The sequence below is a fragment of the Streptomyces sp. NPDC033178 genome (assembly GCF_055577685.1).
The window spans coordinates 345,436-363,187 of the sequence record NZ_JBVIPT010000002.1; the positions used below are offsets into that span (position 1 = coordinate 345,436).

The window sequence follows — 17,752 nt, forward strand, 5'->3', positions numbered from 1 at the left end:
GTCCGTTCGGCGTAGCTGGAGAGCAGCATGTGGGTCAGGGTCACCGTCATGGGGCCGAGTGGCTCACCTGTACCACAACGGAGCCGGTCGTTCGGGGTGTACAGGATGAACCGTCACCGTGCTGGATCATCTGATATGTCGTCATCTGTTGTCATTTCTGGGTAGCCGCACCGTGCGCATCCCGGGATGGCTGGTTCTCTTGTCAGGATCAGCGGGGTTGGTCAGGCGCTCTGTGCCGGTGCGATGAGGGCGCGTAGTTCAGCTGCTTCCGTGCTTCCTGTCTGCTCAAGGATGAAGAGAGCCTCCCGCCAGCAGGCCCTGGCCCGGTCGTCCTGCCCCAGAGCGGACAGGGCCCGCCCCAGGAGCGTCAGAACATGGCCCCGCATCCAGTCGCCCCCGATGCATCGCAGGGCGAGGGCCTGTTCGGCGTGTTGCGCCGCCTGGGCGGGGCGTCGCGCGGCCAGGTGGACCTCGGCGATGCGGAAGTGCGTCGTTCCCTCCCAGAGCCGTTGCCGGTGCTCGACGAAGATATCCAGGGCCTCGGTGAACTGGCCGAGAGCCTCGGCGTGACTGCCGGCCCTGTTCAAAGCGATGCCCACGGCGTAATGACCATTGGCGACGCGCACCGTCCGACCGAACTCGGCATGTGCCGCGAGGCCTCGCTGTGCGATCTCGACGGCCTTGGCGATGTTGCCCATGCGCAGGTGGGCCTGTGAGAGGTTGCACAGGCTGGTCGCTTCGAAGGGGAGGTTGCCGAGTGCATGGAACCCCTCGATGGCTTGGTCGAAGAAGGTCTTGCCCTCCCTGTACCGGCCCTGGTGAAGGCAGATGAGGCCCCGGATGTTGGCCACCCAGCTGATGGCGGTGGCATCCTGCGCGGGGCCCGCGAAGTCCATGGCGAGCTGCGCCTGCTCCTCCGCCTGCCGGACATGACCGGAGTCCAGGAGGACTTCGGTGAGGACCGTACGGGCTCTGCCCTCCGCACGGATGTCTCCGGCGGCCCGGGTGGCGTCGCACATGGCCCTCGCCGTCGTCTCGTACTGGTGGGAGATGGCCCCCGACTCGGCGAGGTCCCTGGCAGCCCACAGCAGATCCACCGCCCGCCGCAGCCGACCCGTCCCCGCGGCCTGCCGTGCACAGGCCAGCAGCGGAACCGCCTCCGAGTACAGCCAGTCCAGGGCCGCGGTCCCCTCGGAGAACCGCAGCCCCGCGTAGTCCGTGGGCTCCAGATCGTCCACCAGCCGGTCTCCGGGCCGCTCGATCGCGTACACCCCGGCCGCTGTGGCCAGGTAGAAGTCGAGCAGCCGGGACATCGCCGCCTCACGCTCGCCCGGCGGCTGTTCGTCCCGTTCGGCACAGGCGCGCGCGTAGAGGCGTACGAGGTCGTGGAAACGGTAGCGGCCGGGCGCTGCCGCTTCCAGCAGGGACGTATCGACCAATGCCTCCAGCAGGTCCTCGGCGTCGTCGGCCGGGAGATCCAGTACGGCCGCAGCGGCGGCCAGGGAGATGTCCGGGCCGTCGGCCAGGCCCAGCAGCCGGAACGCCCGTGCCTGTGCCGGCTCCAGCCGTCCGTAGCCGAGCTCGAAGGTGGCCTTCACGGCAAGGTCCCCGGCCTGGAGTTCGTCGAGACGGCGGCGCTCGTCCGCGAGCTTCGCCGCCAGGACCGAGACGGTCCACGTACGACGTGCGGCCAGCCTCGACGCGGCGATTCTGATCGCCAGTGGCAGGAAACCGCACGCCGCCACCACGTCCAGCGCGGACTCCCTCTCCGAGGCCACCCGCTCCTCGCCCACGATCTTCGCGAACAGTTGGAGGGCCTCCTCGGGCGACATCACGTCCAGGTCGACCAGATGCACCCCCGCCAGATCCACCATCCGCGCCCGGGAGGTCACCAGGGCCGCGCACCCCTCGGTCCCGGGCAGCAGGGGCCGTACCTGGGCCGCGTCCCGGGCGTTGTCCAGCAGTACCAGCACCCGGCGGCCGTCCAGCGCGGCACGGTACAGCGCTGCCCGCTCCTCCAGAGTGTCCGGGATCGCGGAATCGACGGTTCCGAGGGCTCTCAAGAACGAGCCCAGCACCGTCTCCGGCTCGGCGGGCCGTGTCCCGGAGCCTTGCAGGTCCACGTACAACTGCCCGTCCGGGAACGCCGTTCGTACCTGATGTGCGACATGGACCGCCAGCGTCGTCTTCCCCACGCCCCCGATCCCGGCCAGCGCCGACACCGCCATCACCTGCCCCTCGGCGGCGGGGGGCAGCACCTCGCTCAGCTCGGCCACGAGGCGTGTCCGACCCGTGAAGTCGGGGACTGTGGCCGGGAGTTGGGTCGGACGCACGGGCGCGGCCGTCGGCTCCGCCACCGGTGCCGACGGTTCCGCCAGGCCAGGGTCCGCCTGCAGAATCCGCTGCTGGAGTTCCTTCAGGCCGGGGCGCGGGTCGACGCCGAGTTCGTCGGCCAGCAGGCGCCGCGTGTCCGCGTACACGGCGAGCGCCTCGGCCTGGCGTCCGCTGCGGTACAGGGCGAGCATGAGCAGTTCGCGGAGGCGTTCCCGCACGGGGTGGGCTGCCGTGAGCGCTGTCAGTTCCGACACCGTCTCCGTGTGGGAGCCCTGTTCCAGGTCCATGTCCAGGCGGGACTCGACGAGTTGGAGGCGCCACTCGTTCAGCCGCTGCCGCTGCGCCTCCGCGTACGGACCCGGAACGCCCGCCAAGACCTCCCCGTCCCACAGGCTCAGCGCCTTGTTGAGCAGATCACGTGCGTGGAGCAGATCCCCGGCTTCCTTCGCCCTCTCCGCGTCCGCGGCCAACTCCTGGGCCATCGCCAGGTCCAGGGAGTCGCGCTCTGCGGAGAGCCGGATCGCGTAACCGCCCGACTCACTGACCAATACCTCGGAGGACAGGATTTTGCGCAGCCGGGACCCGTACGTCCGCACAGCCGCCAGCGCCTGGGAGGGCGGCTCGTCGCCCCACAGCGCGTCGATCAGCTCGCTCGCCGTGGCCATACGGCCCTCGCGGAGCAGCAGTGCGGCCAGCAGGGCCCTTTGCTGTGGCGAGCCGGTGGGCAGCGAGTCAGCGCCGCGCCAGGCGCGCACCGGCCCGAGCACGCTGAAGCGCAGGTCCCCGGTTTCTTCTGCCGCCCGCCACTGCGACGCAGGTGGCAGAGGTGACCGGTTCTCCGGCACTCTCGGGATCGGCTGAACGGCCGGTCCCGCGGTTGTTCCGGGTGGGACCGAAGGGGGTGGCGCCGGCGGCAAACGCGTCCGCACCGCAGCCACTCCTTGTTCGCCTTCGGAACGTTGTGCCGCCGCGACAACCATGGCCTGAGCTCCGGCAAGCCGCCGCTCGTCGCCCAGAGCCCGCGCGGCCTCGAACTCCGTGGTCGCGAGGTTCTCCAGAGCGGAGAGGGACAGCGGATGGCGTGGCCCGAGCATCGCGGACGCCTTCTGCGCGGCGACGGCGAGTACGTCGGCCGCCCGCTCCCATCGTTCGCGGTCGTCCGCTGCCATCGCCGACCTGAACTCGGCCCGGGCCAGGGTGATCAGCGCCGAGAGGGACTGCGGATGGTCGCTGCCGAGAAGCCGTACCAGCTGCCGTGCCGTGCGGGCGACACCATGCACCAGTTCGTCCGCTTCGGCGTGGCGTCCCTGTCGGCGGGCGGTCTCCGCCAGCACCGACCTCGCCAGCAGCTGGATTTCCAGTTGTTCTTGGCGGGAGCCGTCAGGGGTGCCGCCGCCCAGGACCTGTTCAGCCGTGCTCGTCGCTCCGGCGAGATCGCCCAGCCGGAGCTTGACCGCCGCCAGGTTGGCCAGGTTCCGGGTGGCGGCCCCGCCCTGGTCGTCCTTCGCCCCCAAGGCGACGGCCGGTGACAGGACGGTGACCGCGGCAGTGACAAAGCCGCGGTCCGCCAGGAGCACGGCCAACTCGTTCCTGACGTCGCCAGGCAGCGAGGGGGACTTCGGGTCCCAGTGAAGACGTGAGACCACGTGCTCCAGGAGCGCGCGTGATTCCTCGTTCAGGCGGAGCGCTTCGAGCAGCGACGTCAGGTAGGCGAGATCCCTGCCGAGCGTCGGCCGCCGGAGCGGATCAGGGTCTTCGCGCAGTGCCACCGCGGCCTCTGACGCGGTCAGGCGGGCCGGGACGTTTCCACGGAGGGCGCGTTCGGCGCCGGCGATGGCCTGCTGCCAGAGATCGGTCATGCCCCGTCACCCCGCAGCTGACGCTCCATGACCGCTTTCGCGGCCGTGAACTTGAGTTCGGCGACCTGGGACGGATCGAGAACCTGGCGCTTCGCCCAATCGTCGATGAGACCGAACCACGACTCCGCCGCGGCGGCGGCCGCGTCCACGGTCAACTTCTCACTGTTCGCCGCCTGTTGGGGCGCCGCGGTCGCCGGGTGGAGCACATCCATCAGATGCCCCACATCGAACTGGTCGAAGCGGCGCATGGCCTCCCCGATGGTGGCGGCGAAGAGGACGTTGGCAGAGCGGCCGGCGGTGGCCCGGTCCGGGGCCTGCTCCAGAAGGATGCCCACGACCACGGTTTCACGCGCCTCTGGAACGCCCTTGACCACCGGCCCGCCGGAGTAACCCGAGTAGTCGCCCAGGTGCTGGTGCGTTGTCAGTTGCAGCGCCTGGATGACCGCACCCCCCTCGCAGAGGTACTCCGCCCTGCCGCTGTCCACCTGCCCTCCGAGATGCACCTCGGACGCCGCGGGACGGTATGGGCTGTGCCAGTCGTCCCCACCGTGAGCGACGCCGGCCTGGGGTATCGGCAGCAGGACCTCGTACGTGGCGGAGATCATGATCAGGGCCAGGTCGGCGTCCTTCTCACGGCGGCACACCTGGCCCGGAAGCCGGCTACCGTCGGCCAGGACGATGTCCACGTGCTCGTCCAGTGAGGTGAGACCCCGCAAACAGTGAAGTGCGGTCACCACATAGCGGCGCGTCAGCAGGAAACCACCGCCGAGGCGCTGTTCGGACTGGAAGAGCTCGACCCAGTAGCCCGCGCCGGTCATGGTGTCTCCGGGGCCCGCTCCACGGTGAGAGTGACCTCGAACGACGCCTCGGCCGACGCCTTGGACAGGATGACTCCCGCCTCTGCCGCCAGGGTGAGTCCGAAGGTGACGTCCATGCTCGATACCTGCCAGCCGTCCCGGCGAGGTACCTGGGAGAGGGACTGCTGGGCGATGGCCGAGGCCTGGACGATGGCTTCCTCCAGCTCGGCGGCACGATCACCGAGGGAGGAACTGGACCGCGTACGACTGGAGATCTGGCGACTGCCGGCTGCGTCCAGAGGCACCGTCTCGACCCGAACTTCGGCCATGTGTCTCCCTGTTGGTGAGGCGCGGGTGGCACTGGTTCTCAGTCCCGTCGGAAGCGTAGCGAGCGACATGCCGAGCTCGCGACCCGTTCGGCACCTGCAAGATCCGGTCGGCGGGGCCCGGGAGGTGGTTGATCTGACGCAGGCGAAAGGCCAGTGGTCCATCAGCGAGCAACCACTGGTCTGCTCGGCCCGGCAGCAGTACTCCGGGTCACGGCGGGCAAGAGGACACAGCTCACCGCTTCTACGAACGGCCTTCCTGGGCGCGGGTGCCGCGCGGCGGGTGACCGAACAGCCGCGTGGTGTCGGCCGTCGCGGCCATACTGGTGGACCTGTCGCAGCGGGGGAGGCGTGCAGCACATGGGGTCCGGGGCAGACCTGCCGGAGCGTATCGGCGTATATACCGTGGAACGGCAGTTGGGTGCGGGTGGCATGGGCACGGTCTACCTGGCCCGATCGCGTGGTGGCCGTGCTGTGGCCGTCAAGGTGGCACGCCCAGAGTTGGCCGCTGACCGGCACTTTCGTGAAAGGTTCCGTGCCGAGGTGGATGCCGCCCGCAGAGTCGGCGGTTTCCACACAGCCCCGGTCGTGGACGCCGACCCGGACGCGGAGACCCCGTGGCTGGCTACGGCGTACATCCCGGGTCCCACTTTGTCCGGGCTGCTCGCGGACCAAGGGCCGATGGGCGAACACCGTCTGAGGCTGTTGGGCGCCGCCCTGGCGGAAGCGCTGCAGGCCATCCACGGCTGCGGCCTCGTGCACCGCGACCTGAAGCCCGGAAACATCGTCATGGCCGAGGACGGTCCCCGGGTCCTCGACTTCGGCATCGCACGGGCGCTGGAGTCCACCCGGCTCACCGCTACCGGAGCTGCCTTCGGCACGCCCGGCTTCCTGGCCCCCGAGCAGGCGCAGGGCCTTGAAGTCAGCGGCGCCGCCGATGTGTTCGCACTCGGCGCGGTACTGGTTGCGGCGGCGGGCGGCAGCGCGTTCGGCACGGGCACGCCCATAGGGCTGATGTACCGCTCCGTGCACGAGCCCGCGGACCTGTCCGCCGTGCCGGAGGACTTGCGCTCCGTGGCCGCCGACTGTCTGTCCAAGGACCCGGTCCACCGGCCCACACCTGAGAGGCTCCTGGAGCTTTTCGTGCCTGGCCCGGCCGCGTACACGCCCACTCTGGTCCCCCCAGGGGCGGAGGCACCGACCCTGCCCGAGGCTTCCCGGCCTCAGGCCGGGGAGGAAAGCGGTACGGACAGTTCTGAGACCGTCCTCATCGCTGCGGCCGGCCCGAGTGATGGTGGGACGCACGGCGACGCACTCACTCTCGGCTCCGGCAGCCAGGACATCCTGCCTGCCCGGGATGAGATCGGCACCGCCGGCCCACGTCGGCCCACCGGAGGCAAGCGTTCGCGTAGGCGAATCCTGATCATGGTGCTCGTGGCCACGGCCGCGACGGGCGCGCTCGTCGGCGGCGCCGTCTACCTCACGCAGCAGGGCGACCACACCGACGCTCCTTCCGCCTCCCCGTCGGGATCTCGGCAAGGACCTTCACCCTCGCCGGAACCCACCCCCGCGAACAGCGGGGTCACCGGCGTGCCCAAGGACGAGGTCACGGTGCTGATCAGCGGCGAGGACGGGCGGAGCTGGGTCTCGGCCAAGGACGCCGATGGCCAACTCCTGTTCGACGGAGTGCTCAACAAGGGCGAGACCAAGACCTTCACGGACAAGGAACGCATCGACCTCGTACTCGGCGATGCGGCCGCGGTCGGGCTCGTTGTCAACGGAAGGAAGGTCCGAAATGATTCTCCGCCCGGCCAGGTCGAGCGTCTGACTTACACGAGGAACGACTAGCGACCAGTCGCGTCGTTCGGCCGGACGACGCGACTGGTCTGTCGCAGGCCCGCGTGGCTCCCTGGTCGGACATTCCGGTCCCGTCGCTGGATACCTGCTGGATAGCGTCCCGAGAACAGCGATATCCCCAGGTCGCAGCGGGTCCGGCGATGACGGCGGCGAGCCCGGGGCAGGGGGCCCGAAGGTCGGCGACACCACGCCGGGCGGAACCATCGTCGCGGCGCAGGTCACGCTGACCCAGTCCGGCACCGTCACCACGACGCGCGGAGCCCGCTACGCCGCGGACGGCACGGCGCGGACGACCGACGCCGTGGTGAACCTGATCGTCGACGACTTCCGGCAGTTCTCGTTCAGCGACCCCGCGACCGGACAGACCCTGCGGTACAACCTGTTCGTCCCGAAGAACTACGACCGTCGCAGGAGCTACCCGATGGTCCTGTTCATGCACGACGCGAGCGTGGTCAACGTCGCGACGGAGGGCCCCCTGGTCCAGGGACTCGGCGCCGTGTGCTGGGCGAACCCGGAGGACCAGGCCCGGCACGAGTCCTTCGTCCTGGCCCCCGAGTACGGCTCCGTGGTGATCGACGACAACTACGAGCCGTCGACGCTGTTCGAGGCCACCGCGAACCTCGTCCGGTCGGTGACGGAGCAGTACGGCATCGACCCGAACCGGCTCTACACGACCGGGCAGTCGATGGGCGCGATGATGTCGCTGGGGCTGAACATCAGGTACCCCGACCTGTTCGCGGCCGCGTTCATCGTCGCCGGCCAGTGGCCGGAGGCCAAGGTCGCGCCGCTGGCCCAGAAGAAGCTGTGGGTCCTCGTCTCCGCGGACGACACCAAGGCCTACCCGGGTGAGCAGGCCATCATGGAGGTCATCCAGGACCAGGGCACGCAGGTCAGTACCGCCCTGTGGGACGGGCAGTCCACGGCCGCGGAGTTCGCCGCGGACGTCCGGAGCATGACGGCACAGCGGACCCCGGTGAACTTCTCCGCCTTCAAGACCGGCACGACCGTACCCTCCGGCTCGACCACCAGCGCGCACAGGGCCACCTGGCAGATCGCCTACACCATCCCCGGCATCCGGGACTGGATCATGCGGCAGTCCCGGTAGTCCCGGTAGTCCCGGTAGGCCGGTAGGCCCCGGTCCATCCCGGCGCCGTCGCGCCGACCTCGTTCAGCCGGGTGGCGGCGCGAGCGGGGGGCGAACGAGTAAAGTAAGATTCAATCTACGTAAGAATCCATCTACGTTGGTTGGCGTGAGGTGCTCGTGGAGTTCCAAGGCCGGACCGGAGATCTTGAGCTGCTGGCCGGGCAGTACCGGACCGTGGCAGAGGGCGGTGGGACCACCCGAGGGCGGGCCGTGATCATGACGGGCCGGCGTCGGGTGGGGAAGTCGCGGCTGGTGCAGGAGTTCTGTGATCGGTCGGGAGCGCCGTACGTGGTGTTTCAGGCCACCCGGGGGCGAAACCCGGTCACGGAGCGTGCCGACTTCGCCGCGACCCTCGCGCAGTCGCTGCTGCCGGGGGCGGAGCTGGTCGCCGGACTCCAGGCGCAGGACTGGAACCAGGCCCTGCGCTCGCTGGCCCTCGCGGTACCCGATGACTCACCCAGCATCGCGGTGATCGACGAGGTGCCCTGGCTGGTCGAACAGGATCAGGAGTTCGAGGGCGCGCTGCAGACCGTCTGGGACCGGCACCTGTCCGCCAAGCCCGTGCTTCTGGTGCTGGTCGGCAGCGACACGTCGGTGATGGAGGCGCTGCAGTCGTACGGACGCCCGTTCTTCGGGCGGGCCGCGAAGATGACCGTCCAGCCCCTGAACCTGGCCGACGTGCAGGCCATGACAGGGCTGGACGCGGCGGCCGCCGTCGACGCCCAGCTGATCACCGGCGGATTCCCCGAGATCGTGCAGTCCTGGCGGCCGGGAATGGGACGTACGGACTTTCTGCGGGCCTCGGTCGCCAATCCGCTCTCGCCCCTGCTCGTGGCCGGCGAGCTGTCCCTGCTGGGCGAGTTTCCCGAGGCCTCGCACTCGCGGGCCGTACTGGAAGCGGTCGGCAGCGGTGAGCGTACGTTCAGCGCGATCGCGGCCCAGGCCGGCGGCGCCGGCGCACTGCCGTCCGGCACGCTCTCCCCGCTGCTGGCCGCGCTGCAGGCCAAGCGAGCCCTGGCCGCCGACCTTCCGCTGTCCGCCAAGCCGGACAGCAAGAACAAGCGCTACCGGATCGCCGACCCGTATCTGCGGTTCTGGCTGGCCTTCCTGGCACGTGCGATCCCCTTCATCGAGCGCGGCCGGGGCGACTTGGCACTGGAACGCATCGAGCGGTCCTGGACCACTTGGCGCGGACGGGCGGTCGAGCCACTGGTCCGCGAGTCCCTGCTGCGTCTGATGCCCAACGAAGAGTGGCCCGAGACCGAGGCCGTCGGCGGCTGGTGGAACCGTCAGAACAACCCCGAGGTCGACCTCATCGGCGCGGACCGCGAGCCGGTCGCCCGGCAGGTGCACTTCGTCGGGTCGGTCAAGTGGCTGGAGAGCCGGCCCTTCGGCCGCCATGAGTACGACGCCTTGGTACGCGACATGGCCGCCGTCCCCGGGACCACCCCGGACACCCCGCTGGTCGCGGTCTCCCGCTGTGGGGTGGCCGATGATCTGCCCCTCACCGCGCACTGGGGGCCGGAGGACCTCGTACGGGCGTGGCAGCCCCGACAGCCGCGGAGCTGATCACTTCGTAGCCCGACCCCCTGTGCCGGGCTGGCAGTGAGCGCCCCTTCGGTGGGTGGCTGGTACCGCGGTACCAGCCACCCACCGAAGATTCCCCCTGGGGCCCACGGTCGGGGGCCGTCCCGCTCCTAGCGTCGAACACGGACACCGCGGCGTATCCGCGGCCGAGTTCCACGCGGGAAGAGGCGCCCCCATGATCGAGGCACGTCAGCTGACGAAGCGGTACGGAGACAAGACGGTCGTCGACAATCTGAGCTTCGCCGTGAAGCCCGGTGAGGTGACGGGCTTCCTCGGACCCAACGGCGCGGGCAAGTCCACGACCATGCGCATGGTCGTCGGGCTGGACTCGCCCGACGGAGGCTCGGTCACCGTGAACGGCCGCCCCTACGCCCGGCACCCGGCGCCCCTGCACGAGATCGGCAGCCTGCTGGAGGCCAAGTCCGTCCATCCGGGGCGCACCGCGTTCAACCACCTGATGGCGCTCGCGTACACCCACGGCATCGCCCGCAGCCGGGTGGACGAGGTCATCGAACTGGCGGGGCTGACCAGTGTGGCAGGCAAGCGCGTGGGCGCCTTCTCCCTCGGCATGGGCCAGCGGCTCGGCATCGCCGCGGCCCTGCTCGGTGACCCGGCGATCGTCATGCTCGACGAACCGGTCAACGGCCTCGACCCCGAGGGCGTGCTGTGGGTACGCAACCTCCTGCGGCGGCTGGCCGACGAAGGCCGCGCCGTGATGCTCTCCTCGCACCTCATGAGCGAGACCGCGCAGATCGCCGACCATCTGGTGATCATCGGACGCGGCCGGCTGCTCGCGGACACCACGGTCGACGACTTCATCAGGGACGCCGGCAGCGGAGGCGTGAAGGTCGCCACCGCCGACACCGCCGGGCTGCGCTCACTGCTGGTCGGCCCCGATGTCACGATCACGTCCTCCTCCAGGGATGAGCTCATGGTCCACGGACGCGATGCCCGGGAGATCGGCGCCGTCGCTGCCGCGCACGGGCTGGCGCTCCACGAACTCACCCCGCAGGCCGTCTCCCTGGAAGAGGCGTTCATGGATCTCACCCGCGACGCCGTCGAGTACCAGAGCGCCCCGGCCGACACCGCACGAAAGGCGGCATGATGACTGTCACCGACCTGTCCACGGCCCCACCCCGCACGATCGTGCGCAAGGTGACCGGCCCACGCGTCCTGCGCTCGGAGTGGGCCAAGTTCTGGACCCTGCGCTCCAGTTGGATCACCCTGGGCGTCGCCGTGTTCCTGGTCGTTCTCTTCGGGACGATCGCCGCCCACACCTACAGTCCCCAGGAGACCGCGGACGGCGGCGGACCGCTCGGTCCCGACGCGGGCAGCACCGACGCCGTGAGCCTGGCCCTGACCGGCGTGACCTTCGGGTCGCTGGCCATCGGCGTGCTCGGTGTGCTGCTCTCCGCGGGCGAGTACAGCACCGGCATGATCCGCTCCACGCTCACCGCGGTCCCGCGCCGGCTGCCGGTCCTGTGGGCCAAGGTCACCGTGATCGCGCCCGTCGTCCTGGTCCTCGCCACCCTGGGCGTCCTGGCCGCGTTCCTGCTCGGAGCACCGGGCCTGGACGGCGAGAGCGTCGCCCTGTCCCTGGGCGACGACGGTGTGCTGCGCAGCCTGGCCGGCGCCGGCGTCTACCTCGCCCTGGTCGCCGTGTTCGGCGTGGCCCTGGGCATGCTGATCCGCTCCTCCGCCGGGGCCATCGCGACCCTGGTCGGCATCCTGCTGATCCTGCCCGGCCTGGCCGGGCTGCTGCCGGACTCGTTGTACGACACGCTCAGCCCGTACTTCCCCAGCACCGCGGGCCAGGCCGTCTACGCCGTCCAGCAGTCCTCCGACGCGCTCTCGCCCGGGGCGGGGCTCGCCGTCTTCGCCGGCTGGGTGGCCCTGGCCCTTGCGGGGGCGGCGTACCGGCTCGTCAGTACCGACGCCTGATCGGGTACCGGACAATGGTGGTCATGAGCCCGCACCACGCGGCAGCTGCCACGGAGACCGGCCCGGCGGCGACGCCCCCCGAGTTCGACGCGGCGTGGGCCCACCCGCTCCTGGACCGGCTGCTGGGCGACCGAAGGCGCCGGCCGGGGCCGCTGGGCCGGTACCCGTGGCTGCTCGACACCGCTGTGGTGCTGTTCATCCTGGCCATCTCCCTGCCCAACCTGATCCACAACGACACGGCCCCGACGTCTCCCTTCGGCGACACCGAACCCGGACCCCAGCTGTCGACCGGCATCCTGTGCCTCCTGGTCGCCGCGCACCTCGTTCCCCTCTTCTGGCGCCGCAGGGCCCCCACGACCACGTTCCTCGTGATCTCGTTCGTGTCCGTCGCGCAGTGGTCGCTGGGAGTGTGGCTCCCCACCGGGATCGCCGGACTCGTCGCCCTGTACACCCTGGCCCGCTACGGGTCCGTACGGGTGCTGGGCTGGGCCGTCGCGCTGGCGGCCGTCGAACTGCTGCTGGCCGCCTTCGTACTGGTCCCCGGCAAGGCCGATCACCCCATGATCGGCGGCTTCTTCCTGCTGGGCACGACGACGGCGGCCGTCGCCGTCGGCCTGACACTCCGAATCCTCCGGATGTACCTGGCGGCTCTGGAGGACCGTGCCAGACGGCTGGAGATCGAGCAGGAGCAGCGCGTCCGGCTCACCGCCGCCGCCGAGCGCTCCCGGGTCGCCCGGGAGATGCACGACATCGTCGGCCACAACCTCTCGGTCATGGTCAGCGTCGCCGACGGCGCCGCGACCCTCGCCGCCAACCGGAGCGAGCGGTCCGCCGAGGCGCTGCGCGTCCTCGGCGACACCGGCCGGCAGGCCATGAGCGAACTGCGCCGGGTGCTGGGGGTGCTGCGCGAGGAACAGGAGGGCGAACGTCTGCTCGCCCCGCAGCCCGGGATCCGTGACCTGGACCCCCTCGTCTCACGGGTGCGCACGGCCGGGCTGTCCGTGACGTACCGGACCGTGGGTGATCTCGACGCCCTGGGCAGCGGCGTACAGCTCACCGTGTACCGCGTCGTCCAGGAATCCCTGACCAACACCCTCAAACACGCGGGGACCGGCACGTCCGCCGAGGTCACCATCGCGGTCGAGGCGGAACAGGTGAGGATCAGGGTCGCCGACACGGGCGTACCGCCGGGGGTACCTGCGCGCGCGACGCCGGGAGGACTCGACGACAATCCCGGCCACGGCCTCGTCGGCATCCGCCAGCGGGCCGCCATGTACGGCGGGACCGTCGTCCTGGGTCCGGGTGACACCGGCCACGGCTGGACGGTGGATGTCGTGCTCGACGTACCGCCGGGAGAACAGCTGTCATGACCACCGTGCTCATCGCCGACGACCAGCCCCTCCAGCGCATGGGCGTGCGCATGCTCATCGAGGGGACCCCGGGCCTGGACGAGGTCGGCGAGGCCGAGCACGGCGCCGAGGCCGTCCGCATGGCCGCCGAACTCCGCCCCGACGTCGTCCTCATGGACATCCGCATGCCCGGCATGGACGGCCTTGAGGCCACCCGCCGCATCGTCGCCGCCGGCGGCCGCACCCGCATCCTCATCGTGACCACCTTCGACCTCGACGAGTACGCCTACGAAGGCCTGCGGGCCGGCGCCAGCGGCTTCCTGCTCAAGGACGCCCGCCCCGAGGAACTCGTCGCCGGCATCCGCGCGGTCGCCACCGGCGACGCCGTCGTGGCCCCGCGTCTGACCCGCAGGCTGCTGGACGCCTACGCCCACCAGGTCCTCGCACCGGCCGACGCGCCCGCCCCGGACGATCCCCGGCTGCGGACCCTCAGCGACCGCGAACGAGAGGTCCTCGTCGCGGTCGCCCAGGGCTGGACGAACACGGAGATCGCCGAGCACCTCGTCCTCACCGAGTCCACGGTCAAGAAGCACGTCGGCCGCGTCCTCGCCAAGATCGGTGCCCGCGACCGCATCCAGGCCGTGATCATGGCGTACGATGCCGGGCTGGTCAGGGCCAGGCCGTAGGGCCGCCCGGACCTCTAGCGTGGCGGGACCGGGCGGTCGTAGACGTTGTCCGGGGTCACGATCTCGGTGATCGCCCGGCCGAGGAGCGAGGACGGCTCCTGGCCCTCGTGGGTGATGTCGGTGTTGATGAGGATCACCAAGGTGGCCTTCTTCGAAGGCAGGTAGACGGTCACGCTCTCGTATCCGGGGATGGAGCCGTTGTGGCCGATCCAGCCATCGGAATTGAGGATGCCGAGGCCGTAGCTCGTGCCGGGGAAGCCGGTCGGCAGCGTCTTCAGCCGCTCCTTCTGGGTCTGAGGGCTGAGCAGTGTCCCGGTGGCGACGATCTTCGCCCAGCGGCGCAGGTCGTGCAGGTTCGAGATCATCGCCCCGGCCGCCCAGCCCCAGCTGGGGTTCCAGTCCGTGGAGTCCTCGACCTCGCCGCTCAGCGTCTGGTTGGTGTAGCCGCGCGGGTGCGGCTCGGGGAACTCGGCGCCCTCGGGGAACAGCGTGTGGCGCAGGTGGGCCGGGTGGAGCACCTCCCTGTCGATGAAGTCGACGAGGCGGTGCCCGCTGACCTTCTCGATCACCAGGCCGAGGAGGACGAGGTTGCTGTTGGAGTACTGGAACTGCTTCCCGGGCTTGAAGGTGTTCTTGTGCTCGAAGCCGTACGCGAGCACCTCCCGCGGGGTGAACGAGCGGCTCGGGTCGCTCAGCAGATCGTGCACGAAGTCCGGGTCGGCGCTGTACGGGAACAGGCCGCTGCGCATCTCGGCGAGCTGACGCAGCGTGATCCGCTTGCCGCCCGGCACGCCGTGGACGTACTTGGAGATCGGGTCGTCCAGGCGGATCCGTCCGTCGTCGACGAGCTTGAGCAGCGCGGTGACGGTGAAGGTCTTGGTCTCGCTGCCGATCCGCATGAACGGGTCGGTGGTCATCGGCCTGCCGGTGGCGGTGTCGGCGACCCCGGTCGCGCGTACGTAGCATCCCTTGCCCGGCATCCACAGTCCGACGATGACACCGGGGATGTGGGCCTCCTCGCGGACGTCCGCGATGGCCTTGTCCAGGCGGGTGGTCAGTTTGGGACCGAGACCGTTCGGCGGGCAGTCGTCCTTGTCGTGCCGGTCGACGGAGTACGGGTTGACGGCCGCAGCGTGGACCGAGGTCGCGGGAATCGCTGTCATCGGCGCCAGCACCGACGCCACGAGGAGCGCCGCGGTGAACAGCCGTCGGGAGGGGGTACGTCGCATGTCGGGGCGCCTCTTCCAGGTCAGGGGCTCGGACGGCAACGTCACCACCGGGACCCCGGGCGGAGGTCCCCGTCCGGTAATCGTTCCGGCGAGTCCACTCGTTCGGAGCCACCCGGGATTGCGGGGCGGCGGTCTCGGCACGGGGCCCCGCGGGCTTCAAAGCGGGGCCGGTCCGGTCAGGGGTCGGCCCCCTTCGCGTCGGCGCGGGTGCCGGTGCCGGTGCCGGTCAGGGTGAGGGCGCGGGTGAGGGCGTAGGCCTGCGTGGAGCGGGTGTCACCGGGGGAGTGGACGGGGGAGGGGCCGACTCGGCGAGGGTGTCGAGGATCGCTCTGCGGACCGCCGCGATCCTGGGGTCGCGGCGGTATCCGTTGTGCCGCTCCAGGGGCCAGAAGACGGGCTGGGCGCGGGTGCGGGCATGCGACCGCCCGGTGTCGGGATCCATCGGCGCCACCCCGTCCTTCCACTCCCGGTCCACGCCGCCGACGCCGGTCGGGCCGGCCAGCAGGTCGGTCTCGCGGTGGATGTTGACCCACGTCCTGAGCAGGCGGGTCCTGTCCGGGTCGCCGTCGTCCTCGCCGTCGTTCTCGTTGCGGACCAGGGCGTCGAGGGACTCGGCCGTCACATAGCCGGGGTAGTGGCGTGCGAACACCGCGCCGATCGGACTTCCCGTGGTCAACAGGCCGATACGCGGACGCAGTCCGGGCGGGATCTGCCACAACGCGGCCACGGCGATCACCGACCCCATGGACTGCGCGTGCAGCAGTATCCGCGTACGGCTATCGGAGTCGAGCAGATGCTCGATGCGGTGCACGAGTTCGGGCACGGTCCGTACGGTCCAGGCCGCCGGGGCGAAAGGGTGCGCGGCGCGCGGCCAGAACACGCCGAAGGCCCAGGCGATGCCCGTGTTCCTGCGCATCTCGGGACGGAGCGCGACGGCCCGTACCGCGAGCACCGCGACCGCCACGAGGGCGATCAGGGCGAGGGCGCCGAGGGTGGTGAGCTGCTTGACCGTGTCGTTCGTGGTCCGGCGGACGCTCGTCGTCAGGGAACCGTCACCCACCCAGCTCGCCGGGTACAGGACGAGGACCAGGACCACGATGAGGGAGGCCAGCGCGGCGAGGCCCTGGTCGTACCAGTTCAGGCCGTCCTCTCCCACGTTCCGGGCCCAGTTGATCTCGCTGCGGTGCTTCCTGTCCTCCTTCTCCTCCCCCGGGTGGGCCGGGGCTCCCGTCCTGCGCCTCCACAGTTTCCACAGGGCGTTGGCCCCTGCCGCGAGACCGCCCAGGACCACCACCAGCGGGAAGGCCGCGGCGATCACCCGCACCGCCCTGGGGAGTTCGGTGGCGTACGGGTCGCCGTCCGGGGTGAGCCAGCCCTGCACCCACAGGGAGAACGCCGCCGTGTAGAGCCATCCGATGAAGCAGGCCACCACCGCGACCACGGGCCCCAGCAGTCCGTACAGGGACGTCCTTCCCGCACGGTCGCGGTCCCTGAGGCACATCACCAGACAGGCGACGATCATCAACAGCACGCCGACGCCCTGGGCGATCACGACGTCGTTGGCCTCCTCGCCCATTCCCGGCAGCATCCGGGAACTCCCGCGCGCCGCGAGCCAGTCCCGCTCGGGGAGCGCGCAGTAGAGCATGGCGGAGGCCGTCACGCCGAGACACACGCCGAGGGTGGTGCGCCGGTGGTTGGGCAGCCACCGCTTCGCCCACGCCACCCTTCTGAACCAGGGCCCGTCGGCGACCATCAGCGCCGCCAGCACCAGAATCAGCACGAACAGCACCAGGCCGACGACCGTGCCGTCCCGGCGCAGGTCGTACTGGAGCCCCGGAACGATCACCAGCATCGCGACGGTCAGCAGTCCCGCACACCGGTGCTGTGAAGTGAGGCCCTCGGCCCGCCAGTTGTACTCCCAGAAACCGCGCACCTCCAGCGGCCGCCGCACCTTGCCGGTCCCCCGGGCCTGCCGCTTGTCCGCCCGGTCCAGGCGCCGGTACTCCTCGCCCTCCACCGTCTTCAGGACCGGCCGGTACTCCTTCTTGGCGTCCCGCGCGCTGAACGCCATCACCGCTCCGACGAGCAGCGGCACCACGGCCGCGAGCGTCAGCCCGAGTCCGGTGCCCACGTCGCGTGCGGCTCCGACCAACGGGTTCTCCGCACCGCAGGCGGAGTGCGCGGGCGCCCCGCACTGCCACACGACCTGGTCCATGGCGGCCTGCCCGAACACGCCCACCAGCATCACCGTCAGCGACAGTCCGAGCAGCCTGGCCCCGAAGTCGTACAGCCAGCCCGACACCCTGCTGTGCCGCGGAAGTCTGGGCTGCATCCACGTCACCAGGTTGATCAGCAGAAAGGGCAGCAGGAGCAGCCACATCGCCCGGCCCGCGCCGCCGATCGTGAGCCGGTTCCAGTCGTACACCTGCCGCTCGACGAGCGGCTCGGTGTCGTCCTCCTCCACCGCTCCGTACCAGCCGGCGGCCTCGTCCCCGCTGATCCGGTGGACGGCCGGTGGCTCCAGCGCCTCCGCGCGGTCCACCGGACCGATGCCGGGCACGACCAGCTCGACCAGGCGGGTCTCCCCGGCCTGTGATCCGTTGTCCATGGCAGATCACAGTGAGGCCATGGGCACTCGCTCAC

General features: G+C 70.5%; 12 protein-coding genes. 7 read left to right on the top strand and 5 right to left on the bottom strand.

Annotated features, from left to right (window positions below; genetic code table 11):
* Nucleotides 1-221 precede the first annotated feature (221 nt).
* The 3 genes from afsR to ACZ5VQ_RS05485 all read right to left on the bottom strand — a co-directional run bounded on the left by afsR (nucleotide 222) and on the right by ACZ5VQ_RS05485 (nucleotide 5,319).
* Nucleotides 222-3,314 carry an SARP-family global regulator AfsR gene (gene afsR / locus ACZ5VQ_RS05475; RefSeq protein ID WP_469104070.1) on the bottom strand — a complete coding sequence of 1,031 codons (3,093 nt, stop codon included), beginning with the start codon at nucleotides 3,312-3,314 and terminating at the stop codon, nucleotides 222-224.
* Between the two features lie 875 nt (nucleotides 3,315-4,189).
* Nucleotides 4,190-5,011 (bottom strand): trypsin-like peptidase domain-containing protein, encoded by an 822-nt coding sequence (locus ACZ5VQ_RS05480; RefSeq protein ID WP_307521712.1) that lies wholly within the window; start codon nucleotides 5,009-5,011, stop codon nucleotides 4,190-4,192.
* On the bottom strand, nucleotides 5,008-5,319 hold the full coding sequence (locus ACZ5VQ_RS05485) for a CU044_2847 family protein (protein WP_469103792.1): 312 nt from the start codon (nucleotides 5,317-5,319) through the stop codon (nucleotides 5,008-5,010). Before ACZ5VQ_RS05485 ends, ACZ5VQ_RS05480 begins: the two co-directional genes overlap by 4 nt.
* A 357-nt stretch (nucleotides 5,320-5,676) precedes the next feature.
* Here ACZ5VQ_RS05485 and ACZ5VQ_RS05490 point away from each other — a divergent pair, with 357 nt between their 5' ends.
* The 7 genes from ACZ5VQ_RS05490 (at nucleotide 5,677) to ACZ5VQ_RS05520 (ending at nucleotide 13,880) form a co-directional block, all read left to right on the top strand.
* Nucleotides 5,677-7,164 (top strand): RodZ domain-containing protein, encoded by a 1,488-nt coding sequence (locus tag ACZ5VQ_RS05490; protein WP_469103793.1) that lies wholly within the window; start codon nucleotides 5,677-5,679, stop codon nucleotides 7,162-7,164.
* Between the two features lie 310 nt (nucleotides 7,165-7,474).
* A complete protein-coding gene (locus ACZ5VQ_RS05495; protein WP_469103794.1) occupies nucleotides 7,475-8,278 on the top strand; it encodes a carboxylesterase family protein in 804 nt (267 codons plus the stop codon).
* Between the two features lie 156 nt (nucleotides 8,279-8,434).
* A complete protein-coding gene (locus ACZ5VQ_RS05500) occupies nucleotides 8,435-9,886 on the top strand; it encodes an ATP-binding protein (protein WP_469103795.1) in 1,452 nt (483 codons plus the stop codon).
* 193 nt (nucleotides 9,887-10,079) lie between these two features.
* On the top strand, nucleotides 10,080-11,009 hold the full coding sequence (locus tag ACZ5VQ_RS05505; protein ID WP_469103796.1) for an ABC transporter ATP-binding protein: 930 nt from the start codon (nucleotides 10,080-10,082) through the stop codon (nucleotides 11,007-11,009).
* Complete coding sequence (locus tag ACZ5VQ_RS05510; protein ID WP_469104071.1) at nucleotides 11,009-11,845, top strand: ABC transporter permease; 837 nt, start codon at nucleotides 11,009-11,011, stop codon at nucleotides 11,843-11,845. The genes ACZ5VQ_RS05505 and ACZ5VQ_RS05510 overlap by 1 nt, the downstream gene beginning before the upstream one ends.
* 23 nt (nucleotides 11,846-11,868) lie before the next feature.
* Nucleotides 11,869-13,215, top strand: a complete 1,347-nt coding sequence (locus ACZ5VQ_RS05515; RefSeq protein ID WP_469103797.1) for a sensor histidine kinase — start codon at nucleotides 11,869-11,871, stop codon at nucleotides 13,213-13,215.
* Complete coding sequence (locus ACZ5VQ_RS05520) at nucleotides 13,212-13,880, top strand: response regulator (protein ID WP_469103798.1); 669 nt, start codon at nucleotides 13,212-13,214, stop codon at nucleotides 13,878-13,880. Before ACZ5VQ_RS05515 ends, ACZ5VQ_RS05520 begins: the two co-directional genes overlap by 4 nt.
* Before the next feature lie 14 nt (nucleotides 13,881-13,894).
* On the opposite strand, the gene ACZ5VQ_RS05525 is transcribed toward ACZ5VQ_RS05520, so the two are convergent.
* Together ACZ5VQ_RS05525 and ACZ5VQ_RS05530 are read right to left on the bottom strand one after the other, a co-directional pair.
* Nucleotides 13,895-15,109: a serine hydrolase domain-containing protein gene (locus ACZ5VQ_RS05525; protein ID WP_469103799.1), complete on the bottom strand. Its 1,215-nt coding sequence runs from the start codon at nucleotides 15,107-15,109 to the stop codon at nucleotides 13,895-13,897.
* 226 nt (nucleotides 15,110-15,335) lie between these two features.
* Entirely contained in the window at nucleotides 15,336-17,717 is a 2,382-nt protein-coding gene (locus ACZ5VQ_RS05530; RefSeq protein WP_469103800.1) for a hypothetical protein, read from the bottom strand.
* Between the last annotated feature and the right edge of the window lie 35 nt (nucleotides 17,718-17,752).